The organism is Glutamicibacter sp. NPDC087673, from assembly GCF_044743255.1.
GTDB lineage: Bacteria > Actinomycetota > Actinomycetes > Actinomycetales > Micrococcaceae > Glutamicibacter.
On sequence record NZ_JBIUWB010000004.1, the window covers coordinates 1 to 23,164 of the forward strand.

The 23,164-nt window shown below is 62.0% G+C and carries 19 protein-coding genes and 1 riboswitch; of the genes, 10 read left to right on the forward strand and 9 right to left on the reverse strand.

Annotated features, from left to right (window positions below):
* Window positions 1-360: hypothetical protein (locus tag ACIOTL_RS10230; RefSeq protein ID WP_400342494.1), on the forward strand; the 360-nt coding region annotated here is incomplete at its 5' end.
* A gap of 767 nt (window positions 361-1,127) precedes the next feature.
* Here ACIOTL_RS10230 and ACIOTL_RS10235 read toward each other — a convergent pair.
* Window positions 1,128-2,168, reverse strand: coding sequence for a methionine synthase (locus ACIOTL_RS10235; RefSeq protein ID WP_400342496.1), 1,041 nt, complete (start codon window positions 2,166-2,168; stop codon window positions 1,128-1,130).
* Window positions 2,169-2,199: 31 nt separating this feature from the next.
* Window positions 2,200-3,192: a DUF1852 domain-containing protein gene (locus tag ACIOTL_RS10240; RefSeq protein ID WP_400342498.1), complete on the reverse strand. Its 993-nt coding sequence runs from the start codon at window positions 3,190-3,192 to the stop codon at window positions 2,200-2,202.
* A 123-nt stretch (window positions 3,193-3,315) separates the two neighbouring features.
* Here ACIOTL_RS10240 and ACIOTL_RS10245 point away from each other — a divergent pair, with 123 nt between their 5' ends.
* From ACIOTL_RS10245 to ACIOTL_RS10265, 5 genes are all read left to right on the forward strand, one after another.
* On the forward strand, window positions 3,316-4,257 hold the full coding sequence (locus ACIOTL_RS10245) for a LysR family transcriptional regulator (protein WP_400342500.1): 942 nt from the start codon (window positions 3,316-3,318) through the stop codon (window positions 4,255-4,257).
* A 229-nt stretch (window positions 4,258-4,486) separates the two neighbouring features.
* Window positions 4,487-4,577, forward strand: a riboswitch (SAM riboswitch).
* A gap of 84 nt (window positions 4,578-4,661) precedes the next feature.
* Complete coding sequence (locus ACIOTL_RS10250) at window positions 4,662-5,975, forward strand: O-acetylhomoserine aminocarboxypropyltransferase/cysteine synthase family protein (RefSeq protein WP_400342502.1); 1,314 nt, start codon at window positions 4,662-4,664, stop codon at window positions 5,973-5,975.
* On the forward strand, window positions 5,972-7,192 hold the full coding sequence (locus ACIOTL_RS10255) for a cystathionine gamma-synthase (protein WP_400342504.1): 1,221 nt from the start codon (window positions 5,972-5,974) through the stop codon (window positions 7,190-7,192). Before ACIOTL_RS10250 ends, ACIOTL_RS10255 begins: the two co-directional genes overlap by 4 nt.
* Before the next feature lie 71 nt (window positions 7,193-7,263).
* A complete protein-coding gene (locus tag ACIOTL_RS10260; protein ID WP_400342506.1) occupies window positions 7,264-8,133 on the forward strand; it encodes a GyrI-like domain-containing protein in 870 nt (289 codons plus the stop codon).
* 62 nt (window positions 8,134-8,195) lie between these two features.
* Window positions 8,196-9,905 (forward strand): DUF222 domain-containing protein, encoded by a 1,710-nt coding sequence (locus tag ACIOTL_RS10265; protein ID WP_400342508.1) that lies wholly within the window; start codon window positions 8,196-8,198, stop codon window positions 9,903-9,905.
* 65 nt (window positions 9,906-9,970) lie between these two features.
* Here the strand turns inward: ACIOTL_RS10265 and ACIOTL_RS10270 are convergent, their stop codons facing one another.
* Both ACIOTL_RS10270 and purU read right to left on the reverse strand, forming a co-directional pair.
* Window positions 9,971-10,489: a gamma carbonic anhydrase family protein gene (locus ACIOTL_RS10270; protein WP_400342510.1), complete on the reverse strand. Its 519-nt coding sequence runs from the start codon at window positions 10,487-10,489 to the stop codon at window positions 9,971-9,973.
* 37 nt (window positions 10,490-10,526) lie between these two features.
* Window positions 10,527-11,369 (reverse strand): formyltetrahydrofolate deformylase, encoded by an 843-nt coding sequence (gene purU / locus ACIOTL_RS10275; RefSeq protein WP_400342512.1) that lies wholly within the window; start codon window positions 11,367-11,369, stop codon window positions 10,527-10,529.
* Between the two features lie 326 nt (window positions 11,370-11,695).
* Here purU and ACIOTL_RS10280 point away from each other — a divergent pair, with 326 nt between their 5' ends.
* Window positions 11,696-13,441 carry a hypothetical protein gene (locus ACIOTL_RS10280; RefSeq protein WP_400342514.1) on the forward strand — a complete coding sequence of 582 codons (1,746 nt, stop codon included), beginning with the start codon at window positions 11,696-11,698 and terminating at the stop codon, window positions 13,439-13,441.
* 9 nt (window positions 13,442-13,450) lie between these two features.
* On the opposite strand, the gene ACIOTL_RS10285 is transcribed toward ACIOTL_RS10280, so the two are convergent.
* Window positions 13,451-14,485, reverse strand: coding sequence for a flavin-containing monooxygenase (locus ACIOTL_RS10285; protein ID WP_400342516.1), 1,035 nt, complete (start codon window positions 14,483-14,485; stop codon window positions 13,451-13,453).
* 170 nt (window positions 14,486-14,655) lie between these two features.
* Here ACIOTL_RS10285 and ACIOTL_RS10290 point away from each other — a divergent pair, with 170 nt between their 5' ends.
* Together ACIOTL_RS10290 and ACIOTL_RS10295 are read left to right on the forward strand one after the other, a co-directional pair.
* Window positions 14,656-15,522 carry a bifunctional methylenetetrahydrofolate dehydrogenase/methenyltetrahydrofolate cyclohydrolase gene (locus ACIOTL_RS10290; RefSeq protein ID WP_400342517.1) on the forward strand — a complete coding sequence of 289 codons (867 nt, stop codon included), beginning with the start codon at window positions 14,656-14,658 and terminating at the stop codon, window positions 15,520-15,522.
* 266 nt (window positions 15,523-15,788) lie between these two features.
* Window positions 15,789-17,411, forward strand: coding sequence for an AAA family ATPase (locus ACIOTL_RS10295; RefSeq protein WP_400342519.1), 1,623 nt, complete (start codon window positions 15,789-15,791; stop codon window positions 17,409-17,411).
* A 204-nt stretch (window positions 17,412-17,615) separates the two neighbouring features.
* Here ACIOTL_RS10295 and ACIOTL_RS10300 read toward each other — a convergent pair whose 3' ends face one another.
* Genes ACIOTL_RS10300 through ACIOTL_RS10315 form a run of 4 tightly spaced genes read right to left on the reverse strand, consistent with a single transcriptional unit; the run spans window position 17,616 to window position 21,866 of the window.
* Window positions 17,616-19,007 carry an MFS transporter gene (locus tag ACIOTL_RS10300; RefSeq protein ID WP_105657406.1) on the reverse strand — a complete coding sequence of 464 codons (1,392 nt, stop codon included), beginning with the start codon at window positions 19,005-19,007 and terminating at the stop codon, window positions 17,616-17,618.
* A gap of 32 nt (window positions 19,008-19,039) precedes the next feature.
* Window positions 19,040-20,260 (reverse strand): NAD(P)/FAD-dependent oxidoreductase, encoded by a 1,221-nt coding sequence (locus ACIOTL_RS10305; protein ID WP_105657407.1) that lies wholly within the window; start codon window positions 20,258-20,260, stop codon window positions 19,040-19,042.
* A 1-nt stretch (window position 20,261) separates the two neighbouring features.
* On the reverse strand, window positions 20,262-20,585 hold the full coding sequence (locus ACIOTL_RS10310; RefSeq protein WP_105657408.1) for a 2Fe-2S iron-sulfur cluster-binding protein: 324 nt from the start codon (window positions 20,583-20,585) through the stop codon (window positions 20,262-20,264).
* A gap of 15 nt (window positions 20,586-20,600) precedes the next feature.
* A complete protein-coding gene (locus ACIOTL_RS10315) occupies window positions 20,601-21,866 on the reverse strand; it encodes a cytochrome P450 (protein WP_105657409.1) in 1,266 nt (421 codons plus the stop codon).
* 105 nt (window positions 21,867-21,971) lie between these two features.
* On the opposite strand from ACIOTL_RS10315, the gene ACIOTL_RS10320 reads away from it, so the two are divergent.
* Complete coding sequence (locus ACIOTL_RS10320) at window positions 21,972-22,883, forward strand: LysR substrate-binding domain-containing protein (protein WP_181148837.1); 912 nt, start codon at window positions 21,972-21,974, stop codon at window positions 22,881-22,883.
* Window positions 22,884-23,164 lie beyond the last annotated feature (281 nt).

Here is a 23,164-nt window from a genome sequence, read left to right on the forward strand (position 1 = left end):
GCTACGGCGCGTTCACGAACTTCGGCAGGGTATTTCTTGGGCATGGTTGCTATCTTTCTCTCGAAAGACAGCGGCATCAAATCAGGGACGGTTCACGGCGTCCCTGAGGCGATTGAGATGTATGAGCCTCACGAGGTTGGTTTTGATACTCGGCATTGTCGATGGGATTTTCCTGATGCAGTTATCTCGGAATATGGGAGTGATTTGGTCGGTCATTATGCGCATCGGATTCGCCATACAAGGAGGGATATTTACGGTATTACTCATGACCTAGACGAGTTACTTGCTGCCTTGAAGCGCACGCTTGATGATAATCAGATTCAACCAATTATTGAGGCCAGGGAATCGATCGGTCTCTAGATCGGGAACTCAGAAGGCGACAAACGCCCGAAAGCCGAATTAAGTGGGTGAACTTGAAGTGCACAATCTCTGGCTTGCACTCATGCAATCGTTTTGCTTCTGCTGTCTAAGCCGGTGTTACAAATGCGGCGGATGGTGGGAGGCTCTTGCTGTATGGGTAGGTAAGTTGCTACAGAATGGAAGCATCGTTATGGAAAAGGGCCGGTGTCGCGCCGCCAAGTTAAGAAGTGGTCCATAGCCCCGAGTCCTTTCAAGTCTCTCAGGAGCGTCAGTTAAGGTGAATTCGCACGTCTTGCTTGCCAAAGACGGTTCGGATAAAGCTGCGGAGGCGGCCCATGGCGGAAGAAGTATCAATACTCGTGAAATAGGTAATGATTCGACACATAGTTTGTGGTACGGAGTTTTGCGACGAACTGCCCTTGAGAATCTGTTGATTTTTCAACTGTCGAAGATTTCCGGCCAACCCGGTTGCGTGGTGTGTCAAAAACGACCGTTAATGAGATTTGACTATGTTATACGTATATTGATTTAGGCATTGTCCCATTCATTTGTAAAAAACTTCCGGAAGGTTTATGCGATACTTTCTAAAATCGCCCAGGCTCAAGCTCGGTCGTTGAATGCGGCACTGACTGCGATCGCGACCAAAGTCTGGGGAATCGGTCGACGCTGTTGACCGAGCCCGGCTTGGTCACATCGAGGTCCTCCATTTCAAGATATGAACGACGGCGTTGCCAGACAGTGCTGGCACTCCCGTGACTAGCGCAGTCTCAGAAGCTGGCACCCACAAGCTCCTCGCGCAGCACAGCGGCACCGGCGCTCAGCGTGCTCAGCTTGGCCAGAGCGACGTGGCGGGGGAATGGCGCCATGCCGCAGTTGGTGCTCGGGATCAGCTTGTCTGCATCCATGTATGCCAGCGCCTTGCGCAGAGTTTCAGCCACAGCTTCCGGGGTCTCGATCTGCGGGTTGGCTACATCAATCGCGCCGAGCATGACCCGCTTTCCGCGCACCAACTCGACGACCTCCAGCGGCACGTTCGAGTGGTGGGATTCCAGCGAAACGGTGTCGATGGAGGAAGCCTGCAAGAGCGGGAAGGACTTCTCGTAGTGGCGCCACTGGGTGCCCAGAGTTGCTTTCCAGTCATTGTTTGCCTTGATGCCGTAGCCGAAACAAATATGTGCCACGGTCTCAGCCTTCAATCCTTCGCAGGCGCGTTCCAGAGCGGCCACGCCCCAGTCGGCCACCTCGTCGAAGAAGACGTTGAAGGCAGGTTCGTCGAACTGGATGACATCCACCCCTGCGGCTTCCAATTCCTTGGCTTCCTGGTTCAGGATGGACGCGAACTTCCAGGCCAGCTTTTCGCGGCTGCCGTAGTAGCCGTCGTGCAGGGTGTCCACCATGGTCATCGGACCGGGCAGTGTCCACTTGATCTGTCGGTCGGTCAGTGTGCGCAGGAACTTTGCATCTTCTACGAAGACCGGGGCTTTGCGTTCCACCGCGCCGACAACGCTGGGCACGTTGGCCTCGTAGCGGTCGCGGATCAACACGGTCTGCTTGTTCTCGAAGTCAACCCCTGACAGGTGCTCAATGAAGGTGGTCACGAAGTGCTGGCGAGTTTGCTCCCCGTCGGAAATGATGTCGATGCCGCGGCGGGTCTGCTCCAGCACCGCGGCACGCATCGCGTCCTGCTTGCCCTCGGCCAGCGCCGTTCCTTCCAGCTTCCACGGAGACCACAGGGTCTCGGTTTCAGAAAGCCATGAAGGCTTGGGCAGGGAGCCAACGATAGAGGTTGGAAGCAGGGAATTGGTCATAATTGGTCCTTCGGATTCCTAAGATAATTGATTAGGCGGTGGGGACTGCACAGTTGGCAGCCCAGGATTCGAGCAGTTCGCGATTCGGAATAATGAAATGCTCTTCGGTGAATTTCCCTTGGATCTTGCCTAGCTGGGTTCGTTCTTCGCGGTCATAAAAAACGCGGGTGGGGGAGAAATCTTCGGCTCCAAGGCTCGGGTGATACACAGCAGGCGCTGCCGAGTTGGCGTTGTAGATTTCCGGACGGTAGATCTTCTGGAAGGTCTCCATGGTGCTGATCAGGCTGATCAACTGCAGATTGGTGTAATCGTTGAGCAGGTCACCGCGGAAGTAGAACGCCAGCGGAGCCACGGCACCCGGCGGCATGAAGTAGCGCACGCTCAAACCCATTTTTCCGAAGTACGCGTCGGTTAATGAATTTTCATCCTGCTGGTACTCCAAACCGAGCACCGGATGGCTGTTGCCCGTGCGGAAATAGGTCTTGGAGGTAGAGACGCTGATGCAGATCACCGGTAGCTGCTCAAAACGCTGACCATAGGCTTGCGACTTAAGGAAGTGCTGGAAAAGTTGCCCGTGGAGATCGCCAAAATCTTCGGGAAGAACTGGGGTGCCGGCGCCACGACTCTGCGCAGGAAGCACCACACTGAAATCATAGTCGCGGACGTACGACGAAAAATTATTGCCGACTATTCCCTGGGTTCGAGTGCCTAGGAGGTTATCCACGATCGTGGTTTCAAGGACTTCTAAAAGGGGAAATTTCTGGTCGTTATTATCGGCAGTGAAATGCACGTTGGCAGAAATGATTTCCAATTCCAGCGCATAGCGGTCACCCTGGGGATTGTCCCAGTGAGCCAAGGAATTGAAGCGGCGGTTGATCATTGTTAAAGCATTGTTCAGGTTCTCTGCGCGGCGTTCTCCGCGTGCCAAATTGGCGAAGTTCGTGGTGGTGCGCGAATTTGCTGAAGGGGTGTAATTCTCGTCGAATCTGGTGGTGCTAATGCTGAAGGTCAACGCGTCTGCCATGATGGCCAATCTGTTTCTTTGGGGGCCGTAGTGGGCCGAGGGGAAGTCGATGCGTCAATCATGCAGGGTGATTCTTGATATCGGGTAACTCGATATAACTATGGATTCATATAGACTCTGGCTATGGTTCAGGGAACAAATGGCTTGACGCTGCAGCAACTTCGCTATTTCGTGGCGGTCGCCTCGGAGGGGTCGATCTCGGCTGCCGCCGACCTCATTTACGTCGCGCAGCCCAGCATGTCCTCAGCGATGAAAGAGCTTGAATCACGGGTGGGGCGCACCTTGCTGATGCGTTCGGCCAGGGGAGTAACGCTCACCGCCGAAGGCGCAGAATTCCTCGGCTACGCCCGGCAGGTGCTCGAGCAGGTGGAGCTTCTTGAGCATCGATATCTCGGCCGCCCCTCGGCCCGGCGGCTGCTGGGCGTCTCCACCCAGCACTACTCCTTTTCGGTGGATGCCTTCGTGCGGATGGTGCAGGCCAGCGGGGCCGACGAGTACCAGTTTTCGCTGCGCGAGACCCGCACCGAACAGATCATCGAGGACGTGCGCACGCTGCGCAGCGACATCGGGATCCTGTACCGCAGTGACTTCAACCGGAAGGTCATCGACAAGCTGCTGCGCGAATCCCGGCTGGTCTTCCACCCGCTGTTCCTGGCCGATCCGCATATCTTCATCTCGCGCAGCAACCCGCTGGCCACTCGTGAACAGGTCACGCTCGAAGACCTCGAAGACCTGCCCCGGCTGACCTTCGACCAGGGCGCGAATAATTCCTTCTACTTCGCCGAGGAGGTGCTCTCCACGCGCTCCAGCCAACGCGAAATCCAGGTCTCGGACCGCGCCACCATCTTCAACCTCATGATCGGCTTGGGCGGGTACACGATCTCCACCGGCATCATCAGCGACGAGCTGGATCCCTCCATCGTCGCCATCCCGCTGGCCATCGAGGAGCGCATCGAAATCGGCTGGATCGACCACGCCGCCATCCCGCTCACCGACCAGGCCCAGCGCTACCTGCAAGAAGTGCGCACCGTGGTCGCCAGCTTCGGGGTAGAAGTGCTCGGCTGAACCGCCAGCAGCGTAACCGCCGGTCATGGAGCACCGGCGCATCGTCACAAACTTCCAGAAAAACCTCTACATCACGCCGATTCCGCTCAAAAGCTCGCTTCACAAAAGGGTTCAGGCCCCCGCGTCATCATGACAAGGCGACGACATATGAAGCGCAGCGGCCTTGTATGAAGCCGGGCGCCGGATACCGCTTGCACCGTTTGCGGCGGATAGCCAACCATGGAAGAACAACCCATCAAGAGCGGCCGAGAGATCTGGCTCGGAGACGCCGCAGCAACCATCGGGAATCCGAAAGGTGCTACCGCCAGGAACGATGGAGCAGTTCCGAACGCGTTATTGCGTAGCATCGTGCCGCCGCACGATGCCAATCGGTGCACTCCCTCGCAGAGAATCGAGGAGGAGCCATGAGCCAGGAAACCGACGCGGTCCACGCAGGGTACCGCCCGAGCGGAGAGTTCCGCCCGATGCTGCCGCCACTGCACAATTCCGCGGCCTACCAATTCGCATCGCATGCCGAAGCGGTCGAGAAATTCGCCTTGCGCCAGGCCGGATTCACCTACTCGCGCACCGGCAACCCGACCGTGTCCATCCTGGAACAGCGCGTGGCCGCCCTGGAAGGCGGAGCCCACGCGGTAGCCACCGCCACCGGGCAGGCCGCCGTGGCCCTGTCCCTGCTCGCCCTGACCCAGGGACCCAAGCACATCGTGGCCTCCTCCTCGCTCTACGGCGGTACCGTGGACCTGTTCACCGACACCTTCGCGGACTTCGGCATCCGCATCAGCTTTGTCGACCAGGCCGATCCGTCCGCCTGGGCCGCTGCCATTGAGTCGGACACCCGGGCGTTCTTCCTGGAGTCCGTCTCCAACCCGCTGTGCACCGTGGCCGATCTGCCCGCCATCGCGGCCATCGCCCACGATTACAACATCCCGGTGGTCGTGGATAACACCCTGGCCACCCCGCTGAATGTGCGTCCGCTGGATTTGGGTGCCGACATCGTGGTGCACTCGGCCACCAAGGGCCTGGCCGGACACGGCTCGGTGCTCGGTGGCGTCGTGGTGGACTCGGGGAAATTCGACTTCTCCGATGCCGCCCGCTGGCCGCAGATCGCCGCCCCGCGGGTGCGGCTGAACAACACCTCGCTGCTTGAGCGCCACGGGCCGGCCGCCTACGCGATGCTGGTGCGTTCCAAGTTCCTGCACGACTTGGGCCCGACCCTGGCCCCGGCCAGCGCCCAGGGCATCCTGGCCGGCATCGAGACCCTGCCGGTGCGCGCCGCCCACGTGCAGCGCAGCGTCACCACGCTGATCGGCACTCTGGCTTCCCACCCTGGCATCGCGGCCATCCACCACCCGTCCCTGCCCGGCCACCCCAGCCACCAGCTGGCCCAGACGCTCACGCCCAAGGGCACCGGCTGCGTGCTGGCCATCGAGCTGGCCCACCCATCGCTGGTTTCCCCGGTAATCGACGGGCTCAAGCTGATTTCCCTGGCCGCGAATGTGGGGGACACCCGCACCATGGTCTCCCACCCAGCCACCATGACGCACTGCCGGCTCTCGGAGCAGCAGCTGGCCGCCGCGGGCCTGAACACCTCCACCCTGCGCCTGTCGGTGGGATTGGAAGACCCCGCCGACCTGCTAGCAGATATCACCCAATCGCTGGATCTTGCATTGGCCGCAACCCAGGCCACCGCCGACACCAAGGAAGCGAGTTTCGCATGAGCGGCTTCAACACCCTCGCCGTGCACGCCGGCCAGCACAAGGATCCGCACACCGGTGCGGTGATCCCGCCGATCTACCAGACCAGCACCTTCATCCAGGACGGCATCAACGTGCTGCGTGCCGGGCACGAGTACTCGCGCGGCTCCAACCCGACCCGCAACGGGTTCGAATCCCAGCTCACCGCGCTGGAAGGCGGCACCGCCGGCTTCTCCTTCGCTTCGGGCATCGCCGCCGAAGACGCACTGCTGCGCGCGGTGCTGGCGCCAGGCGACCACATCATCCTGGGCGCCGACGGCTACGGCGGCACCAACCGGCTGATCTCCAAGCTGCACCGCAAATGGGGGATCACCTCGTCAGCGGTAGACATCACCAACCTGGACGCGGTGCGCGCGGCGGTGCGCCCGAACACCGCGCTGCTCTGGGTGGAAACCCCGTCCAACCCGCTGCTGGGCATCGCCGATCTGGCCGGCTGGGCTGCCATCGCCCGCGAGCACGGCGCCCTGCTGGTGGTGGACAACACCTTCGCCACCCCGTACCTGCAGCGGCCGCTGGATTTCGGCGCCCACGCGGTGGTCCATTCCACCACCAAGTACATCGGCGGGCACTCCGACGTGCTCGGCGGGGCCGTCATCGTGGCCGACCACCTGCACCGCGGGCAGAGCCTGGCCGAAGCGGTGGGCTACCAGCAGTTCGCCGGGGGCGCGGTCTCCGGTCCGCAGGATTCCTACCTGGCCGCCCGCGGGCTGAAAACCCTGGGCCTGCGCATGGAACGCCACGGGGCTACCGCCTCCACCCTGGCCCGCTGGCTCGATGACCAGCCCGAAGTCACCCGCGTCTACTACCCGGGGCTGGAACGCCATCCGGGCCACGAGCTGGCCAAGTCCCAGTCCGCGGCCGGCCGCGGCTTTGGCGGGATCCTCTCATTGCAACTCTCCGATGAAGCCGCCGCCCGCGCCTTCGCCCAATCCATGGAGTACTTCCAGCTCTCGGTGTCCCTGGGCGGGGTGGAGTCCCTGGTCTGCTATCCGCGCGAAATGACCCATGCTTCGCTGATCGGCACCCCGCTGGAAATCCCGGCCAACCTGGTCCGCCTCTCGGTGGGCATCGAAGAAGCCGACGACCTGATTGCCGATCTGGAACGCGGCCTGTCCGCGGCCCGCGCGGCGTCCAAACCGGTCGTCGCCCGGGTATGTGAAAAGACTCTGGAAAACGCCTGATCGCTTCGAACCGCGATTATCGGGCGGCGTGCCCCTACCCTGAAGAATAGTAGTTGGGGAAGGGTGGAATCATGATCGGAATTCTCAATCGGCTCATCGAGCAAATCGAGGCTCAGCTACGCGCCGAGATCAACCTCGCTGACTTGGTGCACGCCGAAGGTACGACGGAATACCATGTGCGACGGATGTTCTCCTCGCTGTCCGGCATGCCGGTCTCCGAGTACATCCGCCGGCGCCGCATGACCCAGGCCGCCGCGGATCTGCTTGCCGGTCAGGACCTGCTGAGCATCGCGATCCGTTACGGCTATGGTTCGGCCGAAGCATTCGGCCGGGCCTTCCGAGCGGTGCATGGCGCGTCCGTGGCCGATGTCCGCGAGAATGGTGGCCCCCTTCGAAGCCAACCAATCATCAGGTTCAGCCTGACCGTCGAAGGGAATCGTCCCATGGATGCACGAATAGTTGATCGAGAAGAATTCCAGCTCATTGGATACGCCACGCAGGTACCGCTGATTCACAACGGTGCCAACCCGCACATCCAAGCCCACATCGCCTCCATCCCGATAGCCGAGCACGCTCGGCTCAAGGAGCTGTCTTCCGCGCAACCTGCCGGTTTGCTGCAGGTCAGCGCACAGGTGGACCCCGATTACCGCGAAGGCAGCGAGCTGACCTACCTGCACGGTGTCGCCGTACCCGGTGGCATCCAGGTGCCGAAGGGCCTGGACGCGATTCAGGTTCCTGCTGGCCAGTGGGCGGTCTTCAGCGTTTCGGGCCCCTACCCGTCGGCGTTGCAGGACCTCTACGCCGCCACCGCTACCGCGTGGTTCCCGTCCAATCCGTGGCGTTTGCGCGTGGGGCCGTCCATTGTCGCCGTGCTCGATCGGGCCCCGGACTTCAGCACCGCGACCTGCGAGCTCTGGCTGCCGGTTGAAGCCGGCAACTAGACTTGTCCACAGCCCGTACACGCATGCCCTGCAGATCCATTTCTGCGGGGCATGGTGTACCCATGAGCAGAGAAATCGCGCAAGCGCTGAAGGACCTGGCCGACGCCAACGCGTTGGCCGCTTCAGCGACCCATGTCCTGGCCCAAGGCGGCCTCACCGCCGGCCAGGCCGCCTATTTTTCGATGCTCGCTGAAGACACGTCCCAATCTCTCGCCCGGACCCAGGTCCACGCGGCAGCTGCCCTGCGGCGTACCGGCGCCCACAAGCTCGACCAGGAATCCTTCCAGGCCATCTCCGATCTCGGGGCCCACCCCACCGTCGAGCAAATCGAAGCCGCGAAGGGGCGCACCACGACAGCGCGCACGCATTTCAAGGATGCCAAAGGACTGATGACCGGCTGGCTGGATATCCCGCGCAGCACCGCCGCCGCCCGCCTGGTGCAGGCCGACTGCCTGCTTGGCGGCACGGACGAGGCAGGACAACCGACTGATCCGTGGCTGCCGGAGCTTGCTACGCAGTTCGACGACCCGAGCATTGATCCGCGGCTGGTTGCCTCGGCGGCAATGAAGCTGCATTCGCTCCGCAAGGATCTGGGCGAAGGCAAAGCCGCAGAGGCGAAGAAGCAGCAGCTCCAGGCAGAATCCGCAGCCTTCCTGCGTTCAGAGCCCAAGTCAGCGCGCAAGCACATCAACGACATGGTCTCGCAGATCAAAGCGGGCCAGCGCCCGCTCAAGGCTCTGCTCGACGGAATCGGAATCTTCAAGCGCGGTATGCGCAAAGGGCTGGTTGAATACATCATTCGTGTTCTCCCATCGCATGCCGCATACATCGAGGCCTACTTCGCCAATCTGGATAATCCTTCCACCGTTGCCGGCAACCGCGCGGGCTTGAAAGACGTCGATGCCCAGTTCACCGGTGAGGAAACCAGCGGCTGGGACGATGAAGAAAGCAAACCCGACTGGGCAAAAGACGGACCGGGTGACGAAGCGACGGAGGACATTGGAGATCTCGACTCGGAAGACGAGGATCTCCAGGGCGAAAATGATGATCTCCAGCCAGAAGTTGCTTCCGCCGAAGCGAAGCAGGCCAACGCTGAATGGGACGACCTGAAACCCGAGCGAAGACGGCTCGTTGGTTTCATGGCCTTGCTGATGAGCGAACGGAAACCCAGCGGAGGCCCGCCGGAACAGCAATCAGGACTTGCCAGTGCGCAGGTGAGCGTCATCTTGGATTGGGATAAATTGCAGCAGCGAACCGAGGATTTCGCTGTGACTTCCTCGGGGATTCTGTTATCCCCGGGGGAAACCAGGACCGCACTGTGCAATGCCGGGATTCTCCCGGTGGTGCTGAACGGCAAGAGCCTGCCCTTGGATCTCGGACGAACGCAGCGGCTATTCACCAAGGCCCAAGTCCGAGCCCTGCGGGCAGCCTATCGAGGCTGTTCCTATCCCGGGTGCAGCATGCCTGCGCAGCGGTGCGAGGCGGATCATCTGGATCCGTGGGAGAAGGGCGGGCGCACTGATATCAAGTCTGCGGTGTTGAATTGCTTGATTCACCATACGGCCAGGCATTGCGGGTTGTTCCAGGCGGTGAAGATCCCTGGGAGCCGGCCGATGGTGCTGTTGCCGCCGGAGTTGGATCCGGAGCAGAAGTTGCGGATCAACACCTATTTCATGACTCCGGCCGAAGGGTTGGAGGCCGAAGCGTTGGCGGAGGAGACCACGGTGAAGTGGCGTGCTGGGTTGCTGGACGTCGAAATCGCCGAGCCATGAGCAGCACGCACAAGGCTTAAAGCGAAAGGTCCTGGAAGCAGTGCGCTTCCAGGACCTCGCAAACTCTAGGCGTTGGCTTCCAGATGCTTGGCTGCCAGCACGAGATAGTGATCAGCGTTGGTCTTCAACCCGGCGACTTCTTCATCGCTCAGTTCGCGGCGGACCTTGGCCGGAACACCTGCAACGAGGGAACGCGGCGGAACCTGGGTGCCTTCCAGCACCAATGCACCTGCAGCAACCAGCGACAGCTCGCCAATCACCGCGCCATTCATGATGGTCGCGCTCATGCCCACAAGGCAGCCGTCACCTACGGTGGCGCCGTGCACCACAGCCGAGTGGCCCACCGAGATGCCCGCACCCAGGGTGCAAGGAAAACCTTCATCGGCGTGAAGCACGACGTTGTCCTGCAAGTTGGTGCCTTCACCCACGCGAATCGGCGCCGAATCGCCGCGCACGGAAACCCCGTAGAAAGCGCTGGAACGATCGGCCAAGGCCACGTCCCCGCTCAACACTGCGGTGGGTGCGACAAAAACGTTCTCGCCGACCTGTGGGGTCGACCCTGCAATAGTAATAATGTGGCTCATGCCACCCACTCTAATTGTCGCGGGGGCACGGTGCGAGTTACGAGAACACGATGGTGCGCTGGCCGTCGAGCATCACCCGGTGCTCGGCATGCCACTGCACCGCGCGGGTCAGTGTCCGGCCTTCCACGCTGCGGCCCAGCTCAACGAGCTGCTCGGCGGTGCGCGTGTGCGAGACGTGGGTGACTTCCTGGTCGATGATCGGACCTTCATCGAGGTCCGCGGTGACGTAGTGCGCGGTGGCACCGATCAGCTTCACGCCGCGGGCGTAGGCCTGGTGGTACGGCTTGGCGCCCTTGAAGGAGGGCAGGAAGGAGTGGTGGATGTTGATGACCCGGCCTTCCATGCGCTCGCAGAGCGAATCCGAAAGGATCTGCATGTAGCGGGCAAGCACCACCAGCTCGATGTTGTAATCTTCGGCGAGCTTGAGCAGCTCAGCCTCGGCCTGGGACTTGTTCTCCTTGGTCACCGGCAGGTGCACGAAGTCCACCCCGTAGAAGTCGGCCATCGGCTTGAGATCCAGGTGGTTGGAGACGATCACCGGCACATCGATGGGCAAGGTGCCAGCACGCTGGGCGAATAACAGGTCGTTGAGCGCATGCCCGGCCTTGGAGCACATGATCATGGTGCGGGTGCGCTTGGCGCCATCGTCCACACGGAGGGACATGTGGAAATCGTCGCGGATGGGCGCGAGTCCTGCGCGGATCTGTTCCAGGGACTGCTCGGTGGCTACCTCGATGCGCATGAAGAAGGTGCCGGTTTCGGGCGAGAGGAACTGCTGGGACTCGGTGATATTGCAACCGGCACCCAGTAGACCCCCGGAAATGGCATGGACGATGCCGGGACGGTCGATGCAAGATAGGGTGACGATGAAATTGTTCATGCATTGAGATTAACCGGCTGGCGCGCTGCATGCACATTCGTCTCGGTGGAGTTACACAGTTAGGCGTCGAAGCTACTGGATCATCAGCAGGTTTCCGCACTCAGCCGAGGTGCTTTATGCGTCTTCAAAAAACACCGTGCGAACTAATGATCAATACCTGGCCGCGCTATGACATGATGTCTATAAATTTGGCATTTTCACGCTTGGGGAAACACATGAGGCTGCTGCATCGTTTTACTTCGGTTATAGGCGCCACCGCCTTGGTATTCGCCGGGCTCGTGCCCCCAGCCCACGGTGCTATCAGCCCTGCAGACTGCTTCGAGTACATGGATGAGACCGCTAGTGTCGTCGTGGGTTTGTCCTGCAAGAACGTGGCATCGTTGCAGGAACTGCCGATGACGCGCGATATCCAGTGGATCGGCGTCGACACCCAGAAGGAGCAGGCGCTCGGTGGGCTGGAAGTCCTGGCCGCCAACCCCCAGTTGCAATCGGTGCGGATCAATAAGGCTCCACAGGAAATCATCGCGGAACTAGCCAAGCTGCCAGTGCTGGAGTCACTGTCATTGACATTCCCCAAGGGGCAGCAGGTGCAGCTGGCTGGGCTGGGACAGTTGTCTGACCTGAAGGAACTTGAAGTGCTCGCCACGAGTTCGACGGATTATCGCTGGGCCAAGGATCTGTCTGATCTCGAAGTACTGGATCTGGCTAGCTACACCAAGCCGCTCATCGAACTGAAGATCGGTGCCAGCACGGAAATTGAACCGGTGATCACGGTGGATGGCAGTGTGCTCAAGCCGTGGGAATACACCCGCGAACGAATCCTAGGCCAGATCAGCCCCACCGGATTCACCGCGAACAAAGCTGGATTCGCGGGTGTGGCGGCTGAACTCACCGACTTCGAGGCGGTGATCCCGGGACAGGAGAATCTGAAGTCTGTCAGCTACGCAGCCAGCTGGCACATTGGCGTGCGCGATACTGCCCAGCTCGGCCGAATTTCACTGAACAGGAACCCGTCGCTGGCGGGCCATGACGCGGCGGTCGTGGGAGATGCCCTGCTGGCACCGACAACCAATTACCCATACACGGCCCTGCAGTGGACCCGCAACGGGGCACCGATTCCCGGTGCCGTGGGAGAGAGCTACCAGCTGGTGCGCGAAGACTCCAAGAAAGTCATCGCGCTGAACTATGAGACGAAAGCAGTTCGTCAAAACGGCGAAGTATGGGTCCCCTCGGCGCAGGGGACGATGAAGTACGGAGCGCCGATTGCCGCGACAGTCGCCTCGATCGCCGAGCCGACGATCAGCGGCAGCAAGATCGTGGGACAGAAGCTCACCGCTTCCCTCGACGCCGCATACTTCCCGGAGTTCACACGCCATTATCAGTGGCTAGTCGACGGTTTCGAGATTCCGCGGGCTACCGCGAAAACCTATACCCCACCTCAGTCCTATGCCAACCGCAAGATCGCCGTGCGGGCAACTCTGCACGCGGCGGACGGAGAATCGGTATGGCTGCCGGCCAGCTCGGCAGTCAAGGTCGTCAAGGGTACGATCACGGTTGCCAAGCCAAAGGTCTCTGGAACCTCAAAAGTCGGTTCCAAACTCACCGCCAAGGCCGCCACACCGGCTCCCTCCGCCCAGTCCACTAAGTACCAGTGGCTGCGCAGCGGCCAGAAGATCAAAGGTGCCACGGCAAAGACCTACGCGCTCAAACCCGCAGATCTGAACCAACGGATCTCAGTCTCGGTGACCTATGCCAAGGCCAACTACACTACCAAGACCGTGACCAGCACTGCGACCGGGAAGATCGCAGCCGCCAAGCTCAAGGTCCTGAAGAAGCCGGTGATCACCGGCAAGAAATCCACCGGCAAGACCTTGAAAGCCACGGCAGGCAGCTACAACACTAAAAACGTGAAGATCTCCTACCAATGGACGCGCTCCGGAAAGATCATCCCCAAGGCCACCAAGCCGAACTACAAGGTCGTCAAAGCCGATGCCCGGAAGACCTTGGGCGTGTGGGTGACGGCCTCGAAACCCGGCTACACCACCGTGCTAACCAAGGTGAGCAAGAAGTAACTGGGCACGCTATACCGCAACCGCGGACAGGAACTTGCTGGCTGCCAGCGCCGCCTTCCTCCCTGCCCGGGTAGCGCCCAAAGTCGAGGCCGACGCGCCATAGCCGACGAAGAACAGCCCCGGCACCGCCACGGTGGCCACCCCGTCCTCCATCAGGATGCCGCCTTGAGCCGTGTGCAGTTTCAGATCGCGCAAATGCCGGTGGGCATGCCGGAAGCCGGTTGCCCACAGGATCGCATCGATCTTTTCGCGTGACCCGTCGGAGAAGACGACGGCGTCGGATTCCAACCGGTCGATCTTCCCCCGCGAAACCAGCGCCCCGGAGGCGATCCCGGCACGCATCTTCTCGGTGAGCAGCAACCCGGTGGTGCCCACCACCGACTTCGGCGGCAGCCCTGCACTGGTGCGCTCGTTGACCTGGCGCTCCACTTCCTGGCCCCATTCGGCACCGGTGGGAACGTTGCGCCAGTCCGGTGCGCTGCGCGTGGACCACAGGGTATCCACGCCGGCATCGCGCAACTGCACGATGAACTGGGTGGCACTGGCGCCGGCCCCGACCACCAAAACGCGCTGCCCGGCGAATTGCTGCGGGGAGACGAAGCCATTTGTGTGCACCTGCGGACCATCGAAGAGCCCGGGGTAGACCGGCCAGAACGGATTGGACCAGGTCCCGGTGGCGTTGATGATGGTGCGCGCCCGGTAATCCGCATCGGCGTGCACCACGAAGTTTTCTCCGTCGTTTTCGACCGAGGTCACCGGTGCGCCGTGGCATACCGGCAACGCGAAGCGCTGTTCGTATTCCGCATAGTATTCGGACACCACTTGCGAGGCCGGCCGGGTGGAATCCTGCACCTCGAGCGGGAAATCGGGCAAGGGGTGGATATGATGCGCGTCGCCCAGCGTGAGGGTATCCCAGCGGTGCTGCCAGGCCCCGCCGGGTGCAGGGTTCGCATCGAGCACCAGGAAGTCGATGCCGCGCTTGGCCAGATGGTAGGCGGCGGCAAGCCCGGCTTGCCCTGCGCCGATCACGATTGTCGAGTACACGCTTAAGGTAACCCTGCGCACTTCAAAGTCATTCCCGAAGCCATTTTCGCTACACTGGAACGCGTGACTGGCGTTAGGTGGGTAACCACCAGGGAGCTAATCGTGCGAGCCGCGCGCCTGGGTTTGCACACCACCCGCCTTGGGAACAGGGCACCTACGGAAGGAACAGCGTGAGCGCACGCATTCTCGACGGCAAGGCCACCGCGGCCGCCATCAAGCAGGAACTGGCCGAACGCGTTGCCAAGCTCAAGGCTGCCGGGCACACCACCGGACTGGGCACCATCCTGGTTGGCAACGACCCGGGCTCGGCTTGGTACGTCGGCGGCAAGCACAAGGACTGCGCCGAAGTGGGCATCGAGTCGATCCGCGTGGACCTGCCCGAGGAAACCACCCAGGACGAGCTGCTGGCCAAGGTGCGCGAGCTGAACGAGAACCCGGACTGCACCGGCTACATCGTACAGCTGCCGCTGCCCAAGCACATTGATACGGACGTGATCCTCGAAGCCATGGATCCGGCCAAGGATGCCGATGGCCTGCACCCGATGAACCTGGGCCGCCTGGTCGCCAACGTCAACCGCCCGATGGCCTCCCCGCTGCCATGCACCCCGCTGGGCTGCGTGGAGCTGCTGGCCCGCCACGATATCGACCTGAACGGCAAGCACGTGCTGGTGCTGGGCCGCGGCGTGACCATCGGCCGCCCGGTCGGCCTGCTGCTGACCCGCCGCGACGTGAACGCGACCGTCACCCTAGCCCACACCGGCACCACCAATCTTCCCGAGCTGCTGGCCCAGGCCGATGTCGTCATCGCCGCTGCCGGCGTGCCGCACATCATCAAGGCCGATGCGATCAAGCCTGGTGCGATCGTGCTCGACGTGGGTGTCTCCCGCGTGGATGGCAAGGTCACCGGCGACGTGGACCCGGCTGCCGCCGAGGTCGCGTCGTGGATCTCGCCGAACCCGGGCGGCGTGGGCCCGATGACCCGCGCGATGCTGCTGAACAACGTGGTCGAGGCCGCAGAGCGCAACGCCGCCAACTAGACGCGAATGAACTCAAACACCAACGGCCTGCCATGATGGCAGGCCGTTGGTCTTTTACGTCCAGCAGCGGTATTTACTAGGAGACGTAATTCCTCTGGACGCAAATTGGTTTTAAGGCCGTTCCGAAAGCATTTAGATTTGCGTTTCCCTGATTAATGTTAGTGGTTCATCAGATTTAATAGGTGACGTCCTTTTCTGTAAGTGTGTCGTTGGCTTTTCGTTTGGCTAATAAACGAATGATGGTTGGGTATCGTAATATCGGTCTCATGACTCAAATTGGCGAGGTGCCCACACCTTTGGCTCAGTGGAATATTCCAGTGTTTACGGGTGGTTTCTGCAGCGTGCAGGTGAGTGCGGGAGAGGTGTTGACGATCCTAGGGGCGAATGGCTCGGGTAAATCTGCTCTGGCTTCGTGGATGCCGAGGAATTCGCAGGCAACGGCTATCCGGAGAGTGTTAGCGCAACGAAAACTGTGGTTTACTCAGTCGGGACCTTCCATTACTCCGGCAGACCGAAGAACGCGATTTGCCCAAATCACGCATTGGGATCAGGAATTTAGTTCGCGCTATCTTGATCACAGTGATTCACAGCGCTCGGGGATTGCCTTGTTCGATATGCTAGCCAAGATCAACCAGGAGAACAGGGCACGCGTAGATCTGTATGAGGCGGGGTCGAGCACTGAAGATGTTACCCGGAGGATAGGTCCACGTGTTCTCGACACGTTCAATACAGTGCTTCAAACTTCGGCCCTGGAAATTGAAATAGGCGTGGATTCTACAGAGAATTTTTTTGCGAAGCATCTCAATTCTGACGTGACATATCCGATTCATTTGATGTCCGATGGTGAGAAGAGCGCGCTATTGCTCGCCGCTGAAATTATTACTGCCCCGTCCGGGGTGACGTTTATTATCGATGAGCCGGAGAGACATCTGCATCGAGCAATTTCCGATGAACTCATAAAAACCATTATTGCTACACGTAATGATTGTGCTTTTGTCGTGTTGACCCATGACCTGGACCTCGCCGCGAGCCTTTCTGAACAAAGAGGGAAAGTGCTAACCGTGTTTGGTGTGCGGTGGGAAGGCGAACAAGCCATGCAGTGGGATCTGCATGAGATTGCACAGGACGACTCCTTGCCTGAAATCGCCCGACAGGCCATTCTTGGTGGGCGGAAGGAGATTCTCTTCATTGAAGGAGAAACGACGAGCCATGATCTGAGCCTTTACAAGGTGCTCTTCCCAGATTGGCTACTGGTGCCTAGCGGAGGATGCGATACGCTCATCCGGTCAGTGTCTGGCCTGCGGAATAGTGCGAGTTTCCATTGGGTCAGAGCACGCGGTTTGGTTGATGGGGACTGGCGATCTGAGCAGGAAATTGAATCCTTATTTAGTCTTGGTATTCATGTTCTGCCGGTGAGCGAAATTGAGAACCTCTACTACACTTCGGAAGTGCTGCAGGCAGTAGCAGAGCAACAAGCTTCGACGTTTGGCTACGATCCTCAGGTCAAAGTTGAGGAGGCCAAGAGCGCGGCCATGAAGGCGCTAGGAAAGGACGGGACGTTAGAAAGACTGACCGGACAGCTTTCGAAATCTGTGGTCGCGAGGAAACTAGTCGAGTACATGCCAGATGTGGTTGATGAGAACGCAATCGAGATCAACTTTGACTCGCCATTTCCACAAATTCTCAGGCAGATGAAGGATCATGTTACTGCTTGTGCGTATGACGAGCTGATCAAAGCGCTCCCGATTCGTAACACCAGCATGAGAATTGAGATTGCTAGGCACCTCGGTTTTCAGAGTATCCAGGACTATGAAACTGCGGCCCTTCATCGCATCCGCAATTCTCCGCCGTTGCAAATCGATTTGCACATCCCCATCGAGAAGCAGTGAGGTCGAGAGCCCACTGGATAAACCTTACAGAGAAATCCAGCGAGGTCCGGTCCTAAGGAAATCTTGGTGCGGTGCGGTGGGATGAGAACCCGATTACCCGATTGTGGTGTCCATTAAAGCCGCAGAGCGCAACGCCGCGAAGTAGACGCGAAAAACCGGCAGTCCGCCAATGGTGGGCTGCCGGTTTTTTGATCCCTGCAGATCCTACAGCGCGTCCTGGGGCACGGGCTGCCCCGCGGTCCGCTTGTCGAAGACCAGCGCGCCGACTTCCTGCTCGGCCTGGTTGCCGATACCCAAGTCGATGCCGCTGCGATCACGCACCATGCTGACCGCCGCCAGCGATATTGCGGTAAGCGCGAACAGGTACCAGCCGACCGCCGTGGTCCCGCCGGTGGCCTGCACCAGCGCGGTGGCGATCATCGGGGCGAACGCCCCGCCCAGTATCGCGCCGAAAGCGTAGGAAATGGAAACCCCGGAGAAGCGCACCGAGGCGGGGAACAGCTCGGAGTACAACGCGGCCTGCGGACCGTAGGAGAAGCCCAGACCGATGGCGAACAACGCGAACGCCACGTAGAGCAGCGGCAGGCTAGCGGCGTTGACCAGCCAGAATAGCGGGAAGATGCACAGCAGCTGGCTGATGAAGCCGATCTGGTAGGTGCGCTTGCGCCCGATCCTGTCGGCCACGACCCCGGAGAGCAGGGTGAAGGCGAACCACATGACTGCACCGAAGGAGACGGCCAGCAGCACCTGCGTGCGGGTGAAGCCCACAGGCCCCTCAGGGTCCGTCATATAGGCCTGCAGGAATCCGCCGGTGGTCATGTAGCCGGCGGCATTGTTGCCAGCGAAAATCAGCGCGGCAACCAGCACCAGCAGCCAGTGCTTCTTGAACAGCACCACGATCGGAACGCGGGTCTGTGCCTTCTTCTGCGCGATCTCCTCGAAGACCGGGGACTCGTCCACCGAGCGGCGGATGAAGTAGCCCACCACGATCAGCACGAAGCTGAGCAGGAACGGCACGCGCCAACCCCAGGCCATGAACTGCTCGCCGGGGGAGATCACGCCGGTCATCAGCGCCATCATTCCCGAGGCCAGCAGCATGCCCAGCGGCACGCCGAGCTGCGGGTAGGCGCCGGCCCGGGCGCGACGGTCCTTCGGGGCGTGCTCAACGGCCATCAGCACCGCGCCGCCCCATTCGCCACCGGCGGAGATGCCCTGGATGATGCGCAAGAGCAGCAGCAGGATCGGGGCCAGCACTCCCGCGGTCTCATAGGTAGGCAGCACGCCGATCAGCGTGGTGGAGGCGCCCATGAGGGCCAGGGTGAGCACCAGCATGGCGCGCCGGCCGATTTTGTCCCCGTAGTGCCCGGCTAAGAACGCGCCCAGCGGGCGGAAGAGGAAGGAAATGCCGACGCTGGCGAAGGAGAGCAGCAGGCCGATCTGCGCGCCGGCTGGTTCGAAGAACAGGTGGGCGAAGATCAGCCCCGCTGCGGTGGCGTAGATGAAGAAGTCGTACCACTCGATGGTGGTGCCGATGACGGTGGCGAAGGCGACGCGCCGCTGGCTGGTGCCGGGGTGCCGCTGGGTGGGTGTGCTCATGAGCTGACCTCATTGGGATAGTAGTGGGGGTGCTAGGCCGCGACCGGTGCGGCGTTGGCCAGGTCCTTCAGGGATGCTCCAGCGAGCATCGCTTCGGTGATGCGCTCGCCGCGGGCCAGCAGCTTGCGTGCGGCAGCGTGGTCGGCGGGACGGTTAATGGATTCCACCGCGACCAATTGCCCGTCGCGCAGCCGTGCGATGGAGAATTTTTCGCTGCCCGGGTCGCCCAGCAGCACGCTGCTGTCGGTGGGCTCGGCCAGCCCGGCGATTTGCAGCCGGTGGCGGCCCTGGATGCTCCAGAACCAGGCAATCTCCGAGTACGCCGTGGGCTCGCCGCACAGGGTGCGGGCCAGGCTGCGCGCCTGGTCCGCGGCGTTCTGCACCGACTCCAACCGCACCCGCGTGCCGTCGCGCCCGACATTGGCGCAGTCGCCCACCGCGTAGACGCGCTCATCGCTGGTGCGCAGCGCGGCATCCACCAGGATGCCGTTCTCGCACTCCAATCCCGATGCTTCGGCCAACTCAATGTTGGGGAGCACGCCGATGCCGTAGACCACCAGATCCGCCCGGCAGCTTTCCCCGGCGGAGGATTGCACTAGCAAATCCTCCTGCACGTCAATGGACTGCACGCCTTCGCCCAGGCGCAGCTCGATGCCGTCGCCGCGATGGGCCTGGGTGAACCAGTTGGAGAGCTGGGCGGAAACCGAACGGTTCAGCACCCGGGGAGCGGAGTGCAGCACCGTGACATCGATCCCGCGGGCCCGGGCCGAGGCCGCGAACTCCAGACCGATGAAGCCGGCACCGGCCACGACGACCCGCTGGGCGCCGTCCAGCTGCCGGCGCAGGATTTCCGCGTCCTGCAGCGTGCGCAGCCCGATGACCCGCGGGTCCTCGGCGCCGGGGCAGGACAGCACCCGGTTGCGTGCGCCGGTGGCGAAGACCAGCCGGTCATAGCCGCGTTGCTGCCCGTCGGACAGGGTCACGGTGCGTGCGGCGCGGTCAACGGCGGTGGCGCGCGCACCGGTCAGCAGTTCGATGCGCTGCTGGGCGTAGAAGTCCTCCGAGCGCAGCGGCAGCACCTCGGGTTCCTGGGCGGAAGCCACGAAGTCCTTGGACAGCGGAGGGCGCTGGTAGGGCTGTTGCGCGCCCTGGTCGACCAAGGTGATGGCGCCGGCATGGCCGTGCTCGCGCAGCGTTTCGGCCAGCTGCACGCCGGCGTGGCCGGCGCCGATGATCAGGATGCTTTCGTTCATTTCAGACCTGTTCGGAGGGTACGGCCACGCGGATGGACTGCAATGCGCCGCCCAGGGAAACCTGGCAGCCCAGCCGGCTGTTCGCGGTGCGCTCTGCGGTGGTGCAGTCGAGCATTTCGTCTTCGTCTTCCGAGAGTTCTGGAAGACCAGCTGCATCCTCGGGGTTAACGTAGACGTGGCAGGTGGCGCACATGGCCTGGCCGCCGCATTCGCCGACGATCCCGGCGATGCCGTTGGTGACGGCAGCGCGCATGATGTTGCCGCCTTCGGCGACCTCGACGTCGGTCGCGGTGCCGTTTGGCTGTTCAAAGGTGATGGTAGGCATGGAAGGCTCCTTGTATTAGGCGTCCCAGAGGACGCGCATTTTGGTCATGCCGCGGAAGACCCAGCCGGCATCGATGCTGGCGGTGGCCGGATCCAACCGCAGATTGGGCAGCTTCTCGAAGACCGCCGGCAGGGCGACCTGGGCCACCTGGGCCCGGGCGATCCAGGTGCCGGCGCAGAAGTGCACACCGCCGCCGAAGGCCAGGTGCGGCTTCTTCTCGCGGAAGATGTTGAACGTTTCGGGATCCTCGAAGACCAACGGGTCGCGGTTGGCCGCGCCTAGCACCACTCCGAGGCGCGCACCGGCTGGCAGGCTGATGCCTTCGAGCACCAGCTCCTGGGTGGTTTCACGCGGGTACATGCCGATCGGGGCGACCCAGCGCACCGATTCCTCGAAGGCCTTGGGGAGCAAAGCCGGGTCCTGGCGTACCGCCTGCAATTGCTCGGGGTTCTCCAGCAGCGCCCAAACGGTGGTGGCCAGCACGTCGCGCGGCTCGTTCAGCCCGCCGCCGATGGTCATCTTCAGGTTGGCGCGGATGGCTTCCAGCGGGATCGGCATGGTGGCCAGGTTGGAGAGCAGCGAGTGGTCCGGGTTCTTCGCCAGATAGGGGAGCATCTCGTCGATGGCCGCGTCGACCTCTGCCGAGGAAGCCTCTGCCTTGGCCCAGACCTCTGGGTCATCGGCGTAGTTGCCGGTGCCGTCGATCATGGTCTGGCTCCAGCGCTGCATGTCCTGCTGGGTGGCATTGTGGAAGCCGCAGATCAGCCGCAGGTTCTCCGCGGTGTACGGTGCGGCGTAGTCCCAGACGAAGTCCGAACCCGGCCCCTTGGCGAGCAGCTGGCCCAGGTACTTCTCGTTGTTCTGCGCGAAGATCCCGTTCCAGTGCTTCTTGATGGTGCCCGGGCGCAGGGTCGCTCCGTAGGAGTCGCGGTCCACCTGGTGCTCCGGGTTGTCCTTGCGCAGCATCGAGTGGCCCATGGACCGCTTCATCAGCGAGTTGCGCTCGTTGGCGGAGAAGCGGGCTTCGTCCTGCTCGATCTCGTGGCAGGCGGCGTAGGAGGTCACCATGTAGCGGTTCACCGCCGGGACCCAGTGCAGCGGGGCCTCGGCGCGCAGGCGCTGGTAGATCGGGAACGGATCGCGGTACAGGTCCTCGATTTTTACCCAATCGGCGACCGGGGCCTCGCGGACTGCGGATTCGGTGCTGGCGTGCGGCACTGGTGCGGTGCCGGGGGTGGCCTGGGCGCCGGTGAACGGGCAGGTCGCTGGGGCGGTGCTCATGCTGTCTCCTTAGTGGTTCCTTGTTCAATCACTAGTGTGAGGCAGGCCATAACCACGGGTAAAATGGTTATATTCGAGGAATATCCACTGAATAAGCGAGGAATAGTGCCGAAATTTACGCTGCGTCAGCTCGAATGCCTGGCCGCCGTAGGGCAGCTGGGCTCCATCACCGCCGCCGCGCAGTCACTGAATTTGTCAGCCTCCGCGGTGACCGGCGGGCTCAACGAGCTTGAACGCGTGCTGAACACGCAGCTGACCATCCGGCGCAAGGCCCATGGCGTGAGCCTGACCCCGGCCGGGCGCTACGTGCTGGACGAGGCACAGGGAATCCTGCAGGCCTCCAGGGACCTGGAGCAAATGGCCAGCGGTGCCGGGGAAGTGCTGGCCGGAAAGGTTCGGGTGGGCTGCTACTCGTCGCTGGCGCCCACGGTGCTTCCGGAGCTGCTCGCCGAATACGGGCAGCGCTACGCGCAGGTGGAAGTCGATTTCTTCGCCGGCACGCAGCAGGAGATCTTCCAGATGCTGGCCGCCGGGACGCTGGATCTGGCCTTCGTCTACGACTTCGGCCTGCCCGAAGGCATCGAGCGCACCCAACTGTTCCGCACCGAACCCTATGTGCTGCTGCCCGCGGGGCATCCGCTGGCCGAAGAGCCGAAGGTGCCGCTGGTGCGGCTGGCCAGCGAGCCGATGATCCTGCTGGATGTCCCGCCGAGCCGCGAGCACACGCAGAACCTGTTCGAATCCGCCGGGGTCGAACCGTGGATCCGCTACCGCACCGCCGACTTCGAGGTGACCCGCTCCATGGTGGCCCGCGGGCTCGGCTACGCGGTGCTGGTCCAGCGCCCGGCGGTGGATGTTTCCTACGAGGGGCTGGACCTGGTGGTGCGCCCTATCCACCCGGTGGCCCGAACGGTGCGCGTCGCACTGGCCCGCCCCCGCGCCGTCGCCCCGTCCAAGGCGGCCACCGCCATGCATGACCTGGCACTAGAACTGCATTCGACGAACCCCGCTCACTGACCGGGCTACTGTCTGGCGGAGCAGGCACCCGCATCCGCGGGCCAATGCCGCAAGGCCAACGCCCGGAGTATCCTCGGTGCCGCTGGTGGGCTTGGGGCGCAGCCGCTGGGAGGACTGCATTAAGACAGCGGCCGAACGCCAACGCCACGAGCGCGACGAGGAGGGGAACGGCTGGTGCTTGCCCGCGGCATTCATGGGCACGGCCCGGGCTGGTAGCCCCGACCTTCTGGATCCTGACTGATCGGTGCAATCATCTTCGCAGCCCGCCGACGGCATGTGGC